12 protein-coding genes are annotated in these 14,062 nt (G+C 43.5%); 6 read left to right on the top strand and 6 right to left on the bottom strand.

Annotation, left to right across the window (positions count from 1 at the left end; genetic code table 11):
* Positions 1 to 9 precede the first annotated feature (9 nt).
* Both B4G81_RS01065 and B4G81_RS01060 read right to left on the bottom strand, forming a co-directional pair.
* Positions 10 to 183, bottom strand: a complete 174-nt coding sequence (locus tag B4G81_RS01065) for a hypothetical protein (protein WP_294079161.1) — start codon at positions 181 to 183, stop codon at positions 10 to 12.
* A gap of 502 nt (positions 184 to 685) precedes the next feature.
* Positions 686 to 880: a hypothetical protein gene (locus B4G81_RS01060; protein ID WP_294079159.1), complete on the bottom strand. Its 195-nt coding sequence runs from the start codon at positions 878 to 880 to the stop codon at positions 686 to 688.
* A gap of 212 nt (positions 881 to 1,092) precedes the next feature.
* Here B4G81_RS01060 and B4G81_RS01055 point away from each other — a divergent pair, with 212 nt between their 5' ends.
* Positions 1,093 to 2,457 carry a sensor histidine kinase gene (locus tag B4G81_RS01055; RefSeq protein ID WP_294079157.1) on the top strand — a complete coding sequence of 455 codons (1,365 nt, stop codon included), beginning with the start codon at positions 1,093 to 1,095 and terminating at the stop codon, positions 2,455 to 2,457.
* 7 nt (positions 2,458 to 2,464) lie between these two features.
* Complete coding sequence (locus tag B4G81_RS01050; protein WP_294079155.1) at positions 2,465 to 3,145, top strand: response regulator transcription factor; 681 nt, start codon at positions 2,465 to 2,467, stop codon at positions 3,143 to 3,145.
* A 220-nt stretch (positions 3,146 to 3,365) separates the two neighbouring features.
* Here the strand turns inward: B4G81_RS01050 and B4G81_RS01045 are convergent, their stop codons facing one another.
* The 3 genes from B4G81_RS01045 to ettA form a co-directional block, all read right to left on the bottom strand.
* Entirely contained in the window at positions 3,366 to 5,498 is a 2,133-nt protein-coding gene (locus B4G81_RS01045) for an FUSC family membrane protein (RefSeq protein WP_294079153.1), read from the bottom strand.
* Positions 5,499 to 5,589: 91 nt separating this feature from the next.
* The gene (locus B4G81_RS01040; protein ID WP_294079151.1) at positions 5,590 to 7,191 is read right to left on the bottom strand and encodes a DUF5686 family protein; all 1,602 of its coding nucleotides are present in this window, start codon (positions 7,189 to 7,191) and stop codon (positions 5,590 to 5,592) included.
* 86 nt (positions 7,192 to 7,277) lie between these two features.
* Positions 7,278 to 8,957: an energy-dependent translational throttle protein EttA gene (ettA, locus tag B4G81_RS01035; RefSeq protein ID WP_294079149.1), complete on the bottom strand. Its 1,680-nt coding sequence runs from the start codon at positions 8,955 to 8,957 to the stop codon at positions 7,278 to 7,280.
* A gap of 563 nt (positions 8,958 to 9,520) precedes the next feature.
* Here ettA and B4G81_RS01030 point away from each other — a divergent pair.
* The 4 genes from B4G81_RS01030 to gap all read left to right on the top strand — a co-directional run bounded on the left by B4G81_RS01030 (position 9,521) and on the right by gap (position 13,675).
* Positions 9,521 to 10,264, top strand: a complete 744-nt coding sequence (locus B4G81_RS01030) for a dienelactone hydrolase family protein (RefSeq protein WP_294079147.1) — start codon at positions 9,521 to 9,523, stop codon at positions 10,262 to 10,264.
* 89 nt (positions 10,265 to 10,353) lie between these two features.
* Positions 10,354 to 11,298: an aldo/keto reductase gene (locus B4G81_RS01025; RefSeq protein ID WP_294079146.1), complete on the top strand. Its 945-nt coding sequence runs from the start codon at positions 10,354 to 10,356 to the stop codon at positions 11,296 to 11,298.
* A gap of 54 nt (positions 11,299 to 11,352) precedes the next feature.
* Positions 11,353 to 12,453, top strand: a complete 1,101-nt coding sequence (locus tag B4G81_RS01020) for an MBL fold metallo-hydrolase (protein ID WP_294079145.1) — start codon at positions 11,353 to 11,355, stop codon at positions 12,451 to 12,453.
* 217 nt (positions 12,454 to 12,670) lie between these two features.
* Positions 12,671 to 13,675 (top strand): type I glyceraldehyde-3-phosphate dehydrogenase, encoded by a 1,005-nt coding sequence (gene gap, locus B4G81_RS01015; protein ID WP_294079143.1) that lies wholly within the window; start codon positions 12,671 to 12,673, stop codon positions 13,673 to 13,675.
* A gap of 142 nt (positions 13,676 to 13,817) precedes the next feature.
* On the opposite strand, the gene B4G81_RS01010 is transcribed toward gap, so the two are convergent.
* Positions 13,818 to 13,985 carry a DUF362 domain-containing protein gene (locus tag B4G81_RS01010; protein ID WP_294079141.1) on the bottom strand — a complete coding sequence of 56 codons (168 nt, stop codon included), beginning with the start codon at positions 13,983 to 13,985 and terminating at the stop codon, positions 13,818 to 13,820.
* Positions 13,986 to 14,062: the final 77 nt, after the last annotated feature.

The following is a 14,062-nucleotide window of genomic DNA, read 5'->3' as shown; positions in this document are numbered from 1 at the left end:
ACTATACAATTACGATTGATCATCACTAGCCTTGCAACCGCCGCTAAGGGGAGCAAAACATCCAACGTCTCCTTCTTCCACTTTGCTTGAATTTCCACCAAGTACTTGGCTTAATTCGCTAAAATCCAAAACATCTACTACATCAATGTATTTTTGTTTTGCTTCTAAATTAATCTTGTCCATTTTTTTAGTTGTTAGCTTCTCATCCCTCATTCAATTTTTATCGAGTGCTGAGAAAATTATTTTTAAAATTTGGCAGGTCTTACGTTTTACAAGATTGACCCACCCATCTCTATTTACTCATCTCACTTTTCGGAATTGCTTTCCGATTATTATACTCTACAGTTTCATCACATAGCTATATCTCTGTAAGAAATACATCTACCGAGTATATTCCAAACATTCTGATTTTGCCCTTAAGATACTTTTCTTCTCTATTCCGGGCAGTTTCCGGTAAGATCTGTTATACCCAAACCCGTGGGTGTTTGAAATTACCGTGTGTTGTATTATCTTTACAGCGCCTTTCTTTGTTGGTTTAGTGATACTTCCTGCGAGTTTGCTTTCATGTTGGGTTGTTTCGCTTTCCTGGCGGGGGAAGGCTTTTTTGCTACCGGTCTTTTTTGACCCTTAGCGTTGGCTTTCCGGGTTCTGAATCCGTTTTGCCGTTGTTGGTTTTTGTCCTTTACTAAAGCGGTTTCATCTCAATAATTTGTCCTGCGCTGTTTCTGATAACTAAATAGGGAACACCGTCAATATAAACTATTTCATACTCTTTTTCGGCATCAGCCGTTCCACCTTTTAGTTGTGCCATGGCTACACCCTGTAATACATCGGCACGTTGTATGAACGTGTAATTGATACTTATTTCCCGGTTCTTCATACGTTGTTTTTTTAATGGTTTTTATGGGAGATAAAATTGGAGACTCTTTTCAGAATTGTCTCTAACGAAATACTAACATTTGTCTAACCAATCTAACGAAACGGAATTAATTCCGTTTTATTAATATTCATTTTGATTAATTTTTAACCTGCCCGGCATATCCATATTCCAATTTTTTATTTAGATTTGTACAGTATATTATAACACCGAGTATGAAACGAGTCGTAAAAAATTACTTGTGGGTTATCCTATCCATAATGGCCATCGCCTTGCTCATTGTATCTCAGATAGTGTGGGTGAGGCAATGGATGATACGCGACAAAGAAATCTTCGAGACAGATTTACAGCAAAGTTTAAGAAGCATTGTACCCTTTTGCCTTTCCCGGGAAATAAGTAAAAAAGGAGACGCCAATAAACAGGATTTTACACTCATCCCCCTCGATCCCTCTAAATTACCTCCCGGAGCAGTGATCAGAGGCTCTTTTAATACAGGAGAGTATCAATCGAATAAAAATTTAGGCAGTTTCCTGGTAGGTGCCTTTGCCGAAGAACTCTTACAAAACAACAAGATACCACTGGAACCTATCGACTCTCTCTTCAGAAAAGAATTTGTGCATTATCACGGGATTAAAAATTATTCCATGTATCTGCTGAAAAATGACTCCGTGACGCGGGAGATGCATGTGGGCGGTAAAGCAGCCCCGGCCCTACAAGACCAGGATAAAGGTGTCACCGTTAATATTCCGTTAGGAGAAACCGGAACTTACCGTTATATGGCGCATATAGCATTCAAACCCTCGGTATATATGCAACGGTTACGTTCCACTGTAATCCTTTCGGCCGTCGCAGTCATACTTATTTCACTGCTCATGCTATACCAACTGGTGCAGCTGAAGAAAAGGGCAGACTTACTGGCAGCGCACAGGCAGGCGGTGAGCGGTATTGTGCACGACCTGAAATCTCCTCTCGCGTATGTATATACCATGCTGGGAATATTTGAAAAGAATGAAACGGTTGCCGAAAAGAAAACCATGCTGCATACCGCCAAAATGAGGATAAAGTACCTTTCGGACAAAATTGGCGTTTTGCTTACGATGGTGAGAAACGGAACGGACATCCTACAAATAAATCCGGAAGTTTTCCCTTTCACCCTGCGTTGCAAAGAGATATTAAAAGAACTGCAAGTGGTGTATGGCGACAAGAAAATCTCCTGTACCATTGAACCCGAAACGGAAGTAACAGTGTTGGCCGATCCGGTCTATTTCGACGGTTGTGTACGCAACCTGCTCGATAATGCCATAAAATATGCGGGTGAAGAGCCTGAGATTAAGATCACTGCCGAGACACCCCCCGGCAGGGTAATCCTCTCTTTTACTGATAATGGCAAGGGAATGGACGAAAAAGAACAGAAAAGGGTGTTCAGCGAATTTTACCGCTCCGACGCACGGTCATCCCTGAAAGACCACGGCATCGGGCTGGCTTTTGTGAAACAGGTGGTCAAAGCGCATAAAGGAAAGATCAACATAGAGAGTTCACCGGGAAAAGGTAGCACTTTTACCATCACCTTACCACAATGATTTTTATATGATGGAAAATCCTGTTAGAGTAATATTGGTTGACGATGATACCCTTCTGGGAAATATGGCCAGTAAGGAATTAACGGCTGATGGCTACAAGGTACATTTTCAGAATTCGCTTACCGGTATCAACCATATTATTGAAGAGTTCAAACCCTCCATACTGGTATTGGATGTGGAGATCGGCGAAGAGGATGGTATCAACTGTGCCAGGGAGATACTCAAAACCTACCCGTCGCTGCCGATATTGTTTATTTCTTCTCATATCGATACCGGAAGTGTAACCCGGGGTGTGGGTACCGGAGGCGTGGGATATATCCGCAAACCATTTGACATGGAGGAACTAAAGGTGTTTATTGATCGCTTTGCCCATCCCGTGAAGGATTATTTAGTGATACCTTTAGGCCACAACTATTCATTACAGATCAAGACAAGGGAATTGCTCTATCAAACAAACCCGGAGAAACGGTTGAGTCCACATGAGTTTGATGCTTTATTGTTGCTGGCACAAAACAAGGATAACCCGGTATCTTATGAAAAATTATCTGAAAAAGTGTGGGGCAAGAAATATTCCGAAACAGAAGCATCGATGAATAACCTGATTTCCAAATTAAGGAAGTTATTGGCAAAAGACCCGGATATACAAATACTTACCTTAAAGAATGAAGGGCATAAATTAGTCTGCTGATTAATGGTGACTTTATTTTTGACCGATTCTTATTCCGTCACATATCTTTCATAGAAAGGCTTTTAGATGCCATCTCGCACAAAAATTTACAACTGTAAAATTTACGACCGTAAAGTTTACCATCCACAAAAATAGACTAATTTTCCACTGCAACAAAATAAAATGAGAAATTTATTGAAGATTCTACAAGTTACAAATGCCCTGAATATCAAAAGATTTTTCACTGATCAATAATGATCCCCCTCGCCTCCAACAGCAATTCCCGTGAAACATGCGCTATATTATAAATAAGCCTTACCCTTCTGTTTCCGGGGTCATTCATCATCACTTCCATCTGCTCATCCCAACAGTTTGCTTTTTGAAGATAAGAGGCTATCTGCGCCTCATCGGCTTGACGGGTTAGCATTTCGGAAACCAACCGGAGTACATCACTCACATCACGGCAAAAATCGAGTTCTTTCTCTGACAGGTCTTCTGCTGATTTATGTACACCCAAAGCGGAAATATAAGATAATAGGGCGTGGTTCAGATTGGTAAGATTAAAAGCCCTGTCCTGGTTTCGGCGTACATTTTTAGGTTCCAGCCGCATCCATTTCCAGGCGGAAGTAAGCGCATTGTCGGCATTGTAAGCGGTACGCCGGTTATGAAGGTAGTCCTCTTCGGTAATAGCACCGTCATAGATACTCTCGAAATAACGCCGACTCTTTACTACCGCATTCAACAACAATCCCGGGAGTTGCTTGTACTGCCAGTTGGGCCAGATAAAGCGTACCGACAGATATGCCAATACGCCACCGACTATTGTATCGATCACCCTCGGAAAGATGACCGCAATCCCTTCGTTGGCGAGAAGATCGAACGCTCCCATCACAAATGTAGTAATAAAAATAACGGCAATCGTATAATTTTGTTTTAACCAATAGAAGAAGAGGTAGATGGAGCCGATCATCAACAGGATATGCCCCGGAACCGTCGGCAACAGTTGTGTCAATGCCACCCCGGCAACGACTCCCAGCAAAGTCCCGAACAGCCGGTGAAACAAGCGGAGCCGGGTAGCGCTGTAAGTCTGTTGAAAGACGATCAGCGATGTCATCAGTATCCATGACCCTTTCCCGAAATTCAAATAAAACATGAACCCATATCCCAATAACCAGCTCAGGGTGAGCCTTACGGCAAAACGAAAACGTGGATGGGTCGGATTCAGTAAAGCCTTCAAACTGTTTCTTTCCGGTTTACGGCTATGAAAAACGGCCACATCTATCTGCCCGATGGTTTTCTCTTCCTCGCGAAGGTTTATTTCCATCCCTGTCAGGTTCCTCATCAGCAGCGACAAAGTAAGATAATGCGGTTCATCCTTTTCAGCTTCAAGCATTGTCTGCAAGGCCGATATCGTCCATTTCAACGATAGTGGATGTTTATAGGGTTGATCCGTCAGCAACGAGTCGGCATAAAGATGCGCCGCCGATGCGATTTCCCGCATCAATCTACCGAATCCATCCAGCAACTCGCTATTTTTTACTTGCTCTGAAAGCAGATCATACTGTTCATGGCTCGAGATGGCTCTTTCCTGCATGGCTTGCAGCAGGAACCATATACGGTAATAATGATCTACGGTCTGCAGTGCTTCTTGACTGCTTTCCCCCGAAAAACTATAGAGGTCCTGCTTGCAAGCCTCTATCTGCTGTGCCAGTTCTATATTTTTTTGTGCCAACTGGTTTCTGAGGGTTACCTGTATCTGGGGATCACTGGGGAACAGGTTTGCCTTCAGGTCGATATATTCCGCCAAAGAGTGAAAACCTCGGGCCAGTTGCTGCTGCAATAACCGGTAGGGTCTGAAATACAACAACGAGATGGAGACAAGGGAATAAATGAATGCGCCTATGGTGAGGAGTACCGGCTGATAATACCATTCCAGATCGTTGCCATCGGCCCCCAGCATGGTGTAAACGATAATCAGCATGGCTCCGAAAGTCACTCCCTGTAACCGGGAATCAATGCCGCCGACCAGTATCAGCGAAAACGACATCACTGCCAATACAACCGCAAACCATGCCGGATGGGGAAGAAAAATAGTCACCAGGCTACTGGCGACAAAGAATAAAAGCAACGCGATGGCAGCCGATTTGATACGCCCGACGGGATGCACATCGGTCTCCCCCAATGCCATCGCCACCACACCCAGCGCCAGCGTAGTACCGATAAAAGAATTATGGAAGATCAATTCAGCAGGGATCAACAGGCAAGCGATGGAGACTGTCACCTTCAATGCCCATAAATGATTCGGGCTTTTCCAGAAGACATTGACCCAAATATAGGTTATCCCATCTACGAGTCGTTTTATACCATTATTCATCTTTTTATCTTTTTCCATCTTCACTCCGGAAATTAATTACCAATTTTCATTAGCCCTATTGGCACATTAGTCTCATCACTACATCATCACATCATAACGTTACATCCACCCTGAAAGCACCACGTAATGCATTAGGATGATCCCGGTATGTGAAACGGTGTACATACTCCACGCGTAATAGTCCGAGGATATTGGTAATACCGATGGTTCCTTCTATATAAGGCACATTATCGTATTGATGTGAGACAGCTGGGAAGCGATACAATCCATCCGGAGAAACCTCCGGATTGTTTTTGTCGCTCAAGCGACCATAGGCCGCCCTCAACGAGAGCAGTTCCCTTATCTGCAACAGATCGGCTATGGGTATTTTTGCCAGCAGGAGGTCGTCTCCCACAAAAGTCATCCGCAACGTATATTGCTCATCGGCAACAAACTCCAGAGAACGATTCAGGAAGAAAAAGTTATTCTCGATCCGATGCCGGAAGCGCTGGTTGGGATATACCAATAGCGGGAAGGGCACTTTATCCCATACTTTCATTACATCACCCACTACATCCAGACGGCCTATACCACGCAGTAAAAACCGTTTCTGTGCCGAAAAATCAGTCCTGTGGTAGGCCACTTCACCACCCATAAAATTATTGATCCCTATCGTGTGCGAAAGGAAAAAGACAGGGAGCGTCATCGCCAGCGGTATCCTTTTCCGTTTTTGCTGATCATACGCCTCCCTTACCGAATAGCGCAACAGCAGACCTACATCGGCAGTATTCAATTTATTGCTGGTAAGCACTTTTCCCTCTTCAAAATCCCGGTTGAATTGCAATTTTCCCTGGGGGACAAATCGCGAACGTCTCACCTTCAATGTATATGCCAATCCGTTTTTATGTTCCCTCTCATAATTGATTTCTGCAAAATTCCTATAAGTCGCTTCGTTCTTCGCTCGCCTGATCGTAATCAGCAGCAGGTCGTTCATTACAAAGGGATGCATATCACCGGGAGAATAGAGATCATTTTCGTAAGCCAACCGCAGGTTGTTTTTCGGAAATTCATCTTCGTGATACGCCTTTTTATTGAATGAATAGACGGCTTCACCCCGGTATTTGATTTTTTTGTCTATAAAACCATAAGCCACATACCCATTCACAAAAAAATGAGGGCTCAACCGGGAATTGGAAGCGAACCCCGCCCTGAGACGGATACCTTCAATAGGGTTGTAAGTGGGAAAAGTTTGGATCCTTCCTAAATCGAACCGGTTGGTTTCCGCATCACCAAGCGGAATCCAATCATTTTCCACGAATTGTACTACTTTTGAAAGAAATACCCCAAATTTACCGGAACTTTCTGCGATGCTATCCTGTAGTGCCCGGATTTCATCCATGTGTTCTTGCGGTTGCAATGCCACAATCAATTCTTCTGTGTAGTGTTCATCCAAAGAAAGAGACATCAGCTGGAACCCATCTCTCGCGATCATCAATTGCTTACCGGAAAGTGAATCAGGAACTGCGAACGAGAATTCCCCCACGTTATCGGCCAGAGTTCCCACGGGGAAGCCTTGGATAAATAGTGCAGCATAAGGTACCGGAGTGTGATACTCCGCATCCACCACCACTCCTCTGACCAGCATGTTTTGTGTAAATACCGGAATACCGGTACTTACCAATAACAGGAAAAACAATATTGAACCCTTTTTCATTAATTCAGAGTAAGGCATCCCATAACGTTTTTATCCTTTCCTTGTTGGGATTAGCCTCATTGGCATATTGGATCATTCGATCATTATTAAAGTTTCCTATACCTCACCCTTTTCGGCTCCTCATTTCCGAGACGCATCTTCTTATTCTCCTCATATTCACTGTAGGAACCCTCGAAGTAAAACACCTCCGAATTACCTTCGAAAGCAAGGATATGGGTACAGATACGGTCCAGGAACCAACGGTCATGCGAGATCACCACGGCACAACCGGCAAAATTTTCCAATCCCTCTTCCAACGCACGCAAAGTGTTCACATCTATATCATTGGTCGGCTCGTCGAGCAGCAACACATTGGCACCTGCTTTCAATGTCAGCGCCAGATGCAAGCGGTTGCGTTCACCACCCGACAGCACGCCGCACAGTTTCTCCTGGTCGGCACCCGAAAAGTTAAACCGGGAAAGATAAGCACGGGCATTAATCTCTTTTCCACCTACACGCACGAACTCCGAACCGCCGGACACTACCTGATACACTGTCTTCTCAGGATCGATGGCTTCGTGTGCCTGGTCCACATAAGCCGTTACCACAGTCTCACCCACTTCAAATTTCCCGGCATCAGGAGTTTCCATTTCCTGGATCAACCTGAAAAGTGTGGTCTTTCCCGCACCGTTAGGACCAATCACCCCGACAATACCATTGGGTGGCAACATAAAGTTCAGATTATCGAACAATAGTTTGTCGCCGAATGCTTTTTTTACATCGACCGCTTCAATTACTTTATTTCCCAATCGCGGACCGTTTGGAATAAATATTTCCAGTTTTTCTTCTCGTTCCTTCTGATCTTCGTTCAACAGCCTCTCATAAGAGTTCAGACGGGCTTTTCCCTTGGCCTGACGGGCCTTCGGTGCCAGATTAATCCACTCCAACTCCCGCTCCAGGGTCTTACGCCGCTTGCTGACCTGTTTTTCCTCCTGCTCCATCCGTTTGGTCTTCTGCTCAAGCCATGAGGTATAATTCCCTTTCCAGGGGATTCCTTCGCCACGATCCAGTTCGAGGATCCAACCCGCCACATGGTCGAGGAAGTAACGGTCGTGTGTGATACAGATCACTGTACCCTTATATTGCTGCAGATGCTGTTCCAACCAGTCAATCGATTCGGCGTCGAGGTGGTTGGTCGGCTCATCCAGCAACAACACGTCCGGCTCCTGTAGCAGTAGCCGGCAAAGTGCTACCCTACGGCGTTCACCTCCCGATAATTCCCGGATAGACTGTTCTTCCGGGGGACAGCGTAAAGCATCCATTGCCCGTTCCAGCCGGTTGTCAATACTCCATGCATCGGCAACATCGAGCTTATCCTGTAATTCGGCCTGACGGGCAAAGAGGGAGTTCATCTTATCTTCATCCTCATAATATTCGGGCAATCCAAATTTGAGGTTGATCTCTTCATATTCTGCCAAAAGGTCCATAACAGGTTGCACGCCCTCACGGACTATTTCAATCACCGTCTTATCCGGATCAAGCGCCGGATCCTGCTCGAGATAACCTACCGAGAAACTCTTATCGGATACCACTTCACCCTGATACTCTTTCTCAATTCCGGCAATGATCTTCAACAGTGTAGATTTCCCTGATCCGTTGAGACCGATAATACCTATCTTGGCACCATAGAAAAAAGAGAGGTAAATATCTTTCAATACCTGTTTATGCGGCGGAAACGTTTTACTTACACCCACCATGGAAAAAATAATTTTTTTTTCGTCGGACATATTTTTTTAAATTACTATTTTTTTAAGTTACTAATTACCAATAAATTTTCTGATTTTATCTTTCTTGTGGCTCATATATGCCATTTGTGCACTAAACTATATAAACCTGAAATGGAGCACAAAGATATATAGAATCTCGCAAAGATAAGCAAAATCCGGAAAAATAGAGTAAGGTCTTGACAATTAGTATTATTCGTCGTTATTCGCTGTATTCTTCCAGTAGGCCAAAAGGAAGAATATAGAGTAGTTAAGCAAAAGATTTGCTACCTAAATGCAGCCGAAGTGAACGATTGTTGAATAAATGATTATTGCATAGGGTAACGAATAGTTTAGTAACAAATAATTAGAGAGGAAAACAATGCAACAAGCCCCTCATAAAATAATCAATAGGAAAATACAATGAAGGCTATGGATTGACATATGCAAATCCTGCACATAGATAAATAACGGGAAAAGGGATGAAACATTCAATCCCTTTTTTTGTTTTAATGAAAGATGATTGTAAAAAGAGGGAGATAAGACTTCACATGGTATGTTTTTCACCAATAAATGAATGGACTAATATGAACAAATTAATTGCAATAGTATCACTGATGACCATTATACAAATGGGTTCGGCACAGTCGCTGAAAACAGTCTCCTATATGGACGGCACACAGGAGTTGAACGGTTTGGTTACTGCCAATGCCGGTCGGCAATTACCGGGCGTATTGATCCTGCCCGCATGGAAAGGGATAGACGATGAAGCCAAAATGGCGGCATTGGAATTAGAAAAATCAGGCTATATCACTTTTATCGCTGATATATACGGCAAGGGAAATATTCCGGAAGACAATGCCTCTGCTGCAAAGTTGTCCGGTGCTTACAAAAACGACTACAAGGCTTATCAGCACCGAATCGCTTTGGCATTAGATGAGTTGAAAAGTCAAGGTGCTTTGCCTGACAAGATAGCTGTCATCGGTTATTGTTTCGGCGGAACGGGAGCACTGGAAGTGGTGCGGGCAGGATTTGAGGTGCAAGGAGCCGTCTCGATCCACGGCGGATTGAATAAAGACAAAGACCGGCCAAATATTCCGATAAAGGCAAAAGTATTGGTGCAGCATCCGGCCGAGGACAAGAGTGTATCCCGGGAAGATTATGACAGTCTGGTAAAAGAACTGCGGGATGGTAACGCCGATTGGCAGATCGTCACTTATGCTAATAGTGGTCACACCTTCACCAATCCGGAATCGCCCGAATACAATGAAATAATGGCCAAAAGGGCGTGGAACCATCTGCTGATGTTTCTCGAAGAAATATTGAGATAGGTCTATTACAGGGAAGATGATTGTAACCCAAAATGCGTGTCAGGTTATATCCTGAGTATCTTACATAAAATAGAAAAGAAGTATTTATTATGAGCAAAGTAAAAATTAACAACACAGACTTGGAAATAACCCGTATCAATCTGGGCGGTAATGTATTCGGGTGGACATTAGATGAAGCCAAATCCTTTGAAATCCTGGATCAATTCGTTGCACAGGGTGGAAATTTCATCGATACCGCCGATACTTATCCCTGGTGGGTAAACGGTACAGGAGGATTGTCGGAAACCATTATCGGGAAATGGATGAACTCGAGAGGAAACCGCAAGAGTCTGGTGATCGCCACCAAAGTGGGTTCACAAACCAAAGAGCACGGGTTCGACATCAGTAAAAAACATATCCTGAGATCGGCAGATGAGTCGTTGCAACGGTTGCAAACCGATTATATCGACCTTTATTACACCCATTTCGATGATGGTAAAACGCCCGTTGAAGAAACATTATCCGCCTATGATGAAATCATCAAGGCCGGAAAAGTCCGGTATATTGCCGCATCCAATGTATCACCCGAAAGGCTGGTCTCCTCCTTTGAAGCGGCAGAAAAGAATAGCTTCCCGAAATATGTCGCTTTACAACCACATTACAACATGATTGAAAGAACTAAATATGAGCACGAATATGCTCCTTTGGTAGAAAAATATAATTTGAGCGTCTTTCCCTACTACTCTTTGGCGGCAGGTTTCCTCACAGGCAAATACCGTTCCGAAGCTGATTTCGGGAAGAGTGTCCGGGGAGAAGGCGCAAAAAAATACCTGAACGAGAAAGGTTTTACGGTATTGGGAGCTTTAGACAAAGTATCCGTGAAACATGGCGCCTCACAGGCGACGGTCGCCTTGGCATGGCTTCTGGCACAACCACATATCGGTGCACCCATCGCAAGCGCCACCAGTCAAAGTCAGTTAGAGACCTTGTTCGCGGCTATCCGACTGAATTTAGCCAAAGAGGATCTGGTATTGTTGGACAAAGCCAGCGAATAGCCAAGTATTAAAGAGGAACAGCTAGCTTGTTATATGAACTTTATAAAAAGAATAATGACAATATTTCTAAGTGTTGTATTGCTATTGGGCATTACAACATTTTTCTATATGCGGTTACCAACGTTCGGAAAAGCGCCGGGTGGAGAACGACTCGAGCAAATACAACAATCCCCGAATTACCAAGATGGACAGTTCCATAACATCCACCCTACACCCAACCTTACAACCGGTGGATTCCCTGTGAAGATTTTCTTCACCTTTCTTTTCAAGAAATTTCCACGCACAAGGCCTGTGGATGAAATCCCGTCGGTAAAGACTGATTTGAATAATCTGACTTCCGACAAAGATATACTGGTCTGGTTCGGTCACTCCTCTTATTTTATTCAACTCAACGGAGTACGGTTCCTGATTGATCCGGTCTTTAGCGGTAATGCTTCACCGGTACCCGGAACCAACAGGTCGTTCAAAGGAACGGATATCTATTCAGTTAAAGATATGCCCGGAATTGATTACCTGCTCATAACCCATGACCATTATGATCATCTCGATTATCCGACCATCAAGAAGCTGAGATCAAAGGTCGGGCATGTTGTTTGCGGTCTGGGCGTAGGCGCACATCTCGAGCATTGGAAATACGACCCGGCCATCATTACCGAAATGGACTGGAATGAAAGCATGCCTCTCTCCGGCAATATCACCCTGTATACGGCACCGACACGCCACTTTTCAGGCAGGAGTTTTAAAAGGAACAACACTCTTTGGCTAGCGTTTATTTTACAAACAGCGAAGCAACAATTCTATCTCGGCGGTGATGGTGGTTATGATATGCATTTCACTGAAATAGGAGAGAAGTTTGGCGGATTTGATTTGGCAATCCTGGAAAACGGTCAGTATAACGAAGCATGGCACGTCATCCACCTACTACCGGAAGAGGGATTACAAGCAGCCAAAGATTTGAAAGCAAAACGCCTGTTCCCGGTCCATTCCTCCAAATTCAAATTGGCCCAACATCCTTGGGATGAGCCTTTAACGTCTGTTATCGAGATGAATAAGCATGGAGACCGGATTCCTCTGGTAACTCCAAGGATAGGTGAAGTTGTTTTTCTAAACGATACCACACAGATTTTCAGTAAATGGTGGGGAGGGATTCATTGAGTTTTTCAGTTTTTTGTTCTGAATAATTTTATCAAACCGAAAAAATATGCTATTTTTGCAAGTCCATTAAAAAGATGGTTTTAAAGATGGTTTTTAGGGACGATCTTCATTATATGGAATGGGCTGAATAAAGGTAGCATTACCGGAATGACGCCAAGCAAATATAATAATGTAACAATTAGCGATAATTCTTTTAACAAATAAATTCAACAAAGTTATGATTAAAGTAGGTATTAACGGATTTGGCCGCATAGGACGTTTGGTTTTCCGTGCTGCGCAAAACAGAAGCGATATCCAGATTGTGGGTATCAATGACTTGCTCGATGTAGATTACATCGCATATATGTTAAAATACGACACGATCCACGGTCAGTTCACCGGATCGATCGATGTAAAAGATGGTAATTTGGTGGTAAACGGAAATACAATCCGTGTATCTGCTGAAAGAAACCCGGCTGACCTGAAATGGGATGCCGTAGGCGCTGAATACGTAGTTGAATCTACCGGTTTGTTCCTTTCTAAGGACAAGGCACAAGGCCATATCGACGCCGGTGCAAAATATGTAGTGATGTCTGCTCCTTCTAAAGACGACACACGTATGTATGTTTGTGGAGTAAACGAAAATACTTACACCAAAGGTGAACAATTCGTATCCAATGCATCTTGTACAACCAACTGTTTGGCCCCCATCACAAAGGTGTTGAATGACAAGTTCGGCGTATTGGAAGGATTGATGACTACCGTACACTCAACCACTGCCACACAAAAGACAGTAGACGGTCCTTCAGCAAAAGACTGGAGAGGCGGACGTGCTGCTTCTGCCAACATTATCCCTTCTTCTACGGGAGCAGCCAAAGCAGTAGGTAAAGTAATTCCTGAACTGAACGGCAAACTAACCGGTATGTCAATGCGTGTTCCTACACTGAACGTATCTGTAGTTGACTTAACTGTACGTTTGGCAAAAGAAACTACTTACGCAGAAATCTGTGCCGCTATGAAAGAAGCTTCTGAAGGAGAACTAAAGGGTATTCTCGGATATACTAACGAAGATGTTGTTTCGAGCGACTTCATCGGCGATTCACGCACATCTATCTTCGACGAAAAAGCAGGTATTCAATTGAGCCCTACTTTCGTGAAGGTGATTAGTTGGTATGACAATGAATGGGGTTATTCCAATAAAGTACTTAACCTGATTGCCCATATGGCAAAAGTAAACGGATAATATATCGTCGTACTTATCTTATAAAAAACGCCTCTTAACGGAGGCGTTTTTTGTACATTGGAAAGATGTGAAAATTGGAATAAACCCATAAAAAAAGCCGGACAGGAATGTTCGACTTTCTTTTTATCAAATATACCGGTTTCTATTCCGGATGAATTGATTCTGTGGGACACACTTCTGCACAAGAGCCGCAGTCAGTGCATAAATCAGGATCGATTACATAGATATCGCCTTCTGATATTGCCTCAACAGGACATTCATCGATGCATGTTCCACAGGCAATGCAAGTATCATCAATTACGTAAGCCATAATAGATAAAAGTTTGTTATTGTAATTAGTTATATAAGTGCAAAGATAATTAGTTTTTTTCTAATAAAAAAAATGTG

Origin of the sequence: Proteiniphilum sp. UBA5384 (assembly GCF_002410825.1) — a bacterium.
GTDB lineage: Bacteria > Bacteroidota > Bacteroidia > Bacteroidales > Dysgonomonadaceae > Proteiniphilum.
The sequence above is the reverse complement of the archived record's forward strand: the minus strand, read 5'-3'. Positions and strand labels throughout refer to the sequence as shown.

Coding starts and splice junctions, on each gene's coding strand:
- gap (WP_294079143.1), top strand. CDS start 12,671: ATGATTAAAGTAGGTATTAACGGATTTGGCCGCATAGGACGTTTGGTT.
- B4G81_RS01055 (WP_294079157.1), top strand. CDS start 1,093: ATGAAACGAGTCGTAAAAAATTACTTGTGGGTTATCCTATCCATAATG.
- ettA (WP_294079149.1), bottom strand. CDS start 8,957: ATGTCCGACGAAAAAAAAATTATTTTTTCCATGGTGGGTGTAAGTAAA.
- B4G81_RS01010 (WP_294079141.1), bottom strand. CDS start 13,985: ATGGCTTACGTAATTGATGATACTTGCATTGCCTGTGGAACATGCATC.
- B4G81_RS01025 (WP_294079146.1), top strand. CDS start 10,354: ATGAGCAAAGTAAAAATTAACAACACAGACTTGGAAATAACCCGTATC.
- B4G81_RS01060 (WP_294079159.1), bottom strand. CDS start 880: ATGAAGAACCGGGAAATAAGTATCAATTACACGTTCATACAACGTGCC.
- B4G81_RS01040 (WP_294079151.1), bottom strand. CDS start 7,191: ATGAAAAAGGGTTCAATATTGTTTTTCCTGTTATTGGTAAGTACCGGT.
- B4G81_RS01020 (WP_294079145.1), top strand. CDS start 11,353: ATGACAATATTTCTAAGTGTTGTATTGCTATTGGGCATTACAACATTT.
- B4G81_RS01045 (WP_294079153.1), bottom strand. CDS start 5,498: ATGAATAATGGTATAAAACGACTCGTAGATGGGATAACCTATATTTGG.
- B4G81_RS01065 (WP_294079161.1), bottom strand. CDS start 183: ATGGACAAGATTAATTTAGAAGCAAAACAAAAATACATTGATGTAGTA.
- B4G81_RS01030 (WP_294079147.1), top strand. CDS start 9,521: ATGAACAAATTAATTGCAATAGTATCACTGATGACCATTATACAAATG.
- B4G81_RS01050 (WP_294079155.1), top strand. CDS start 2,465: ATGATGGAAAATCCTGTTAGAGTAATATTGGTTGACGATGATACCCTT.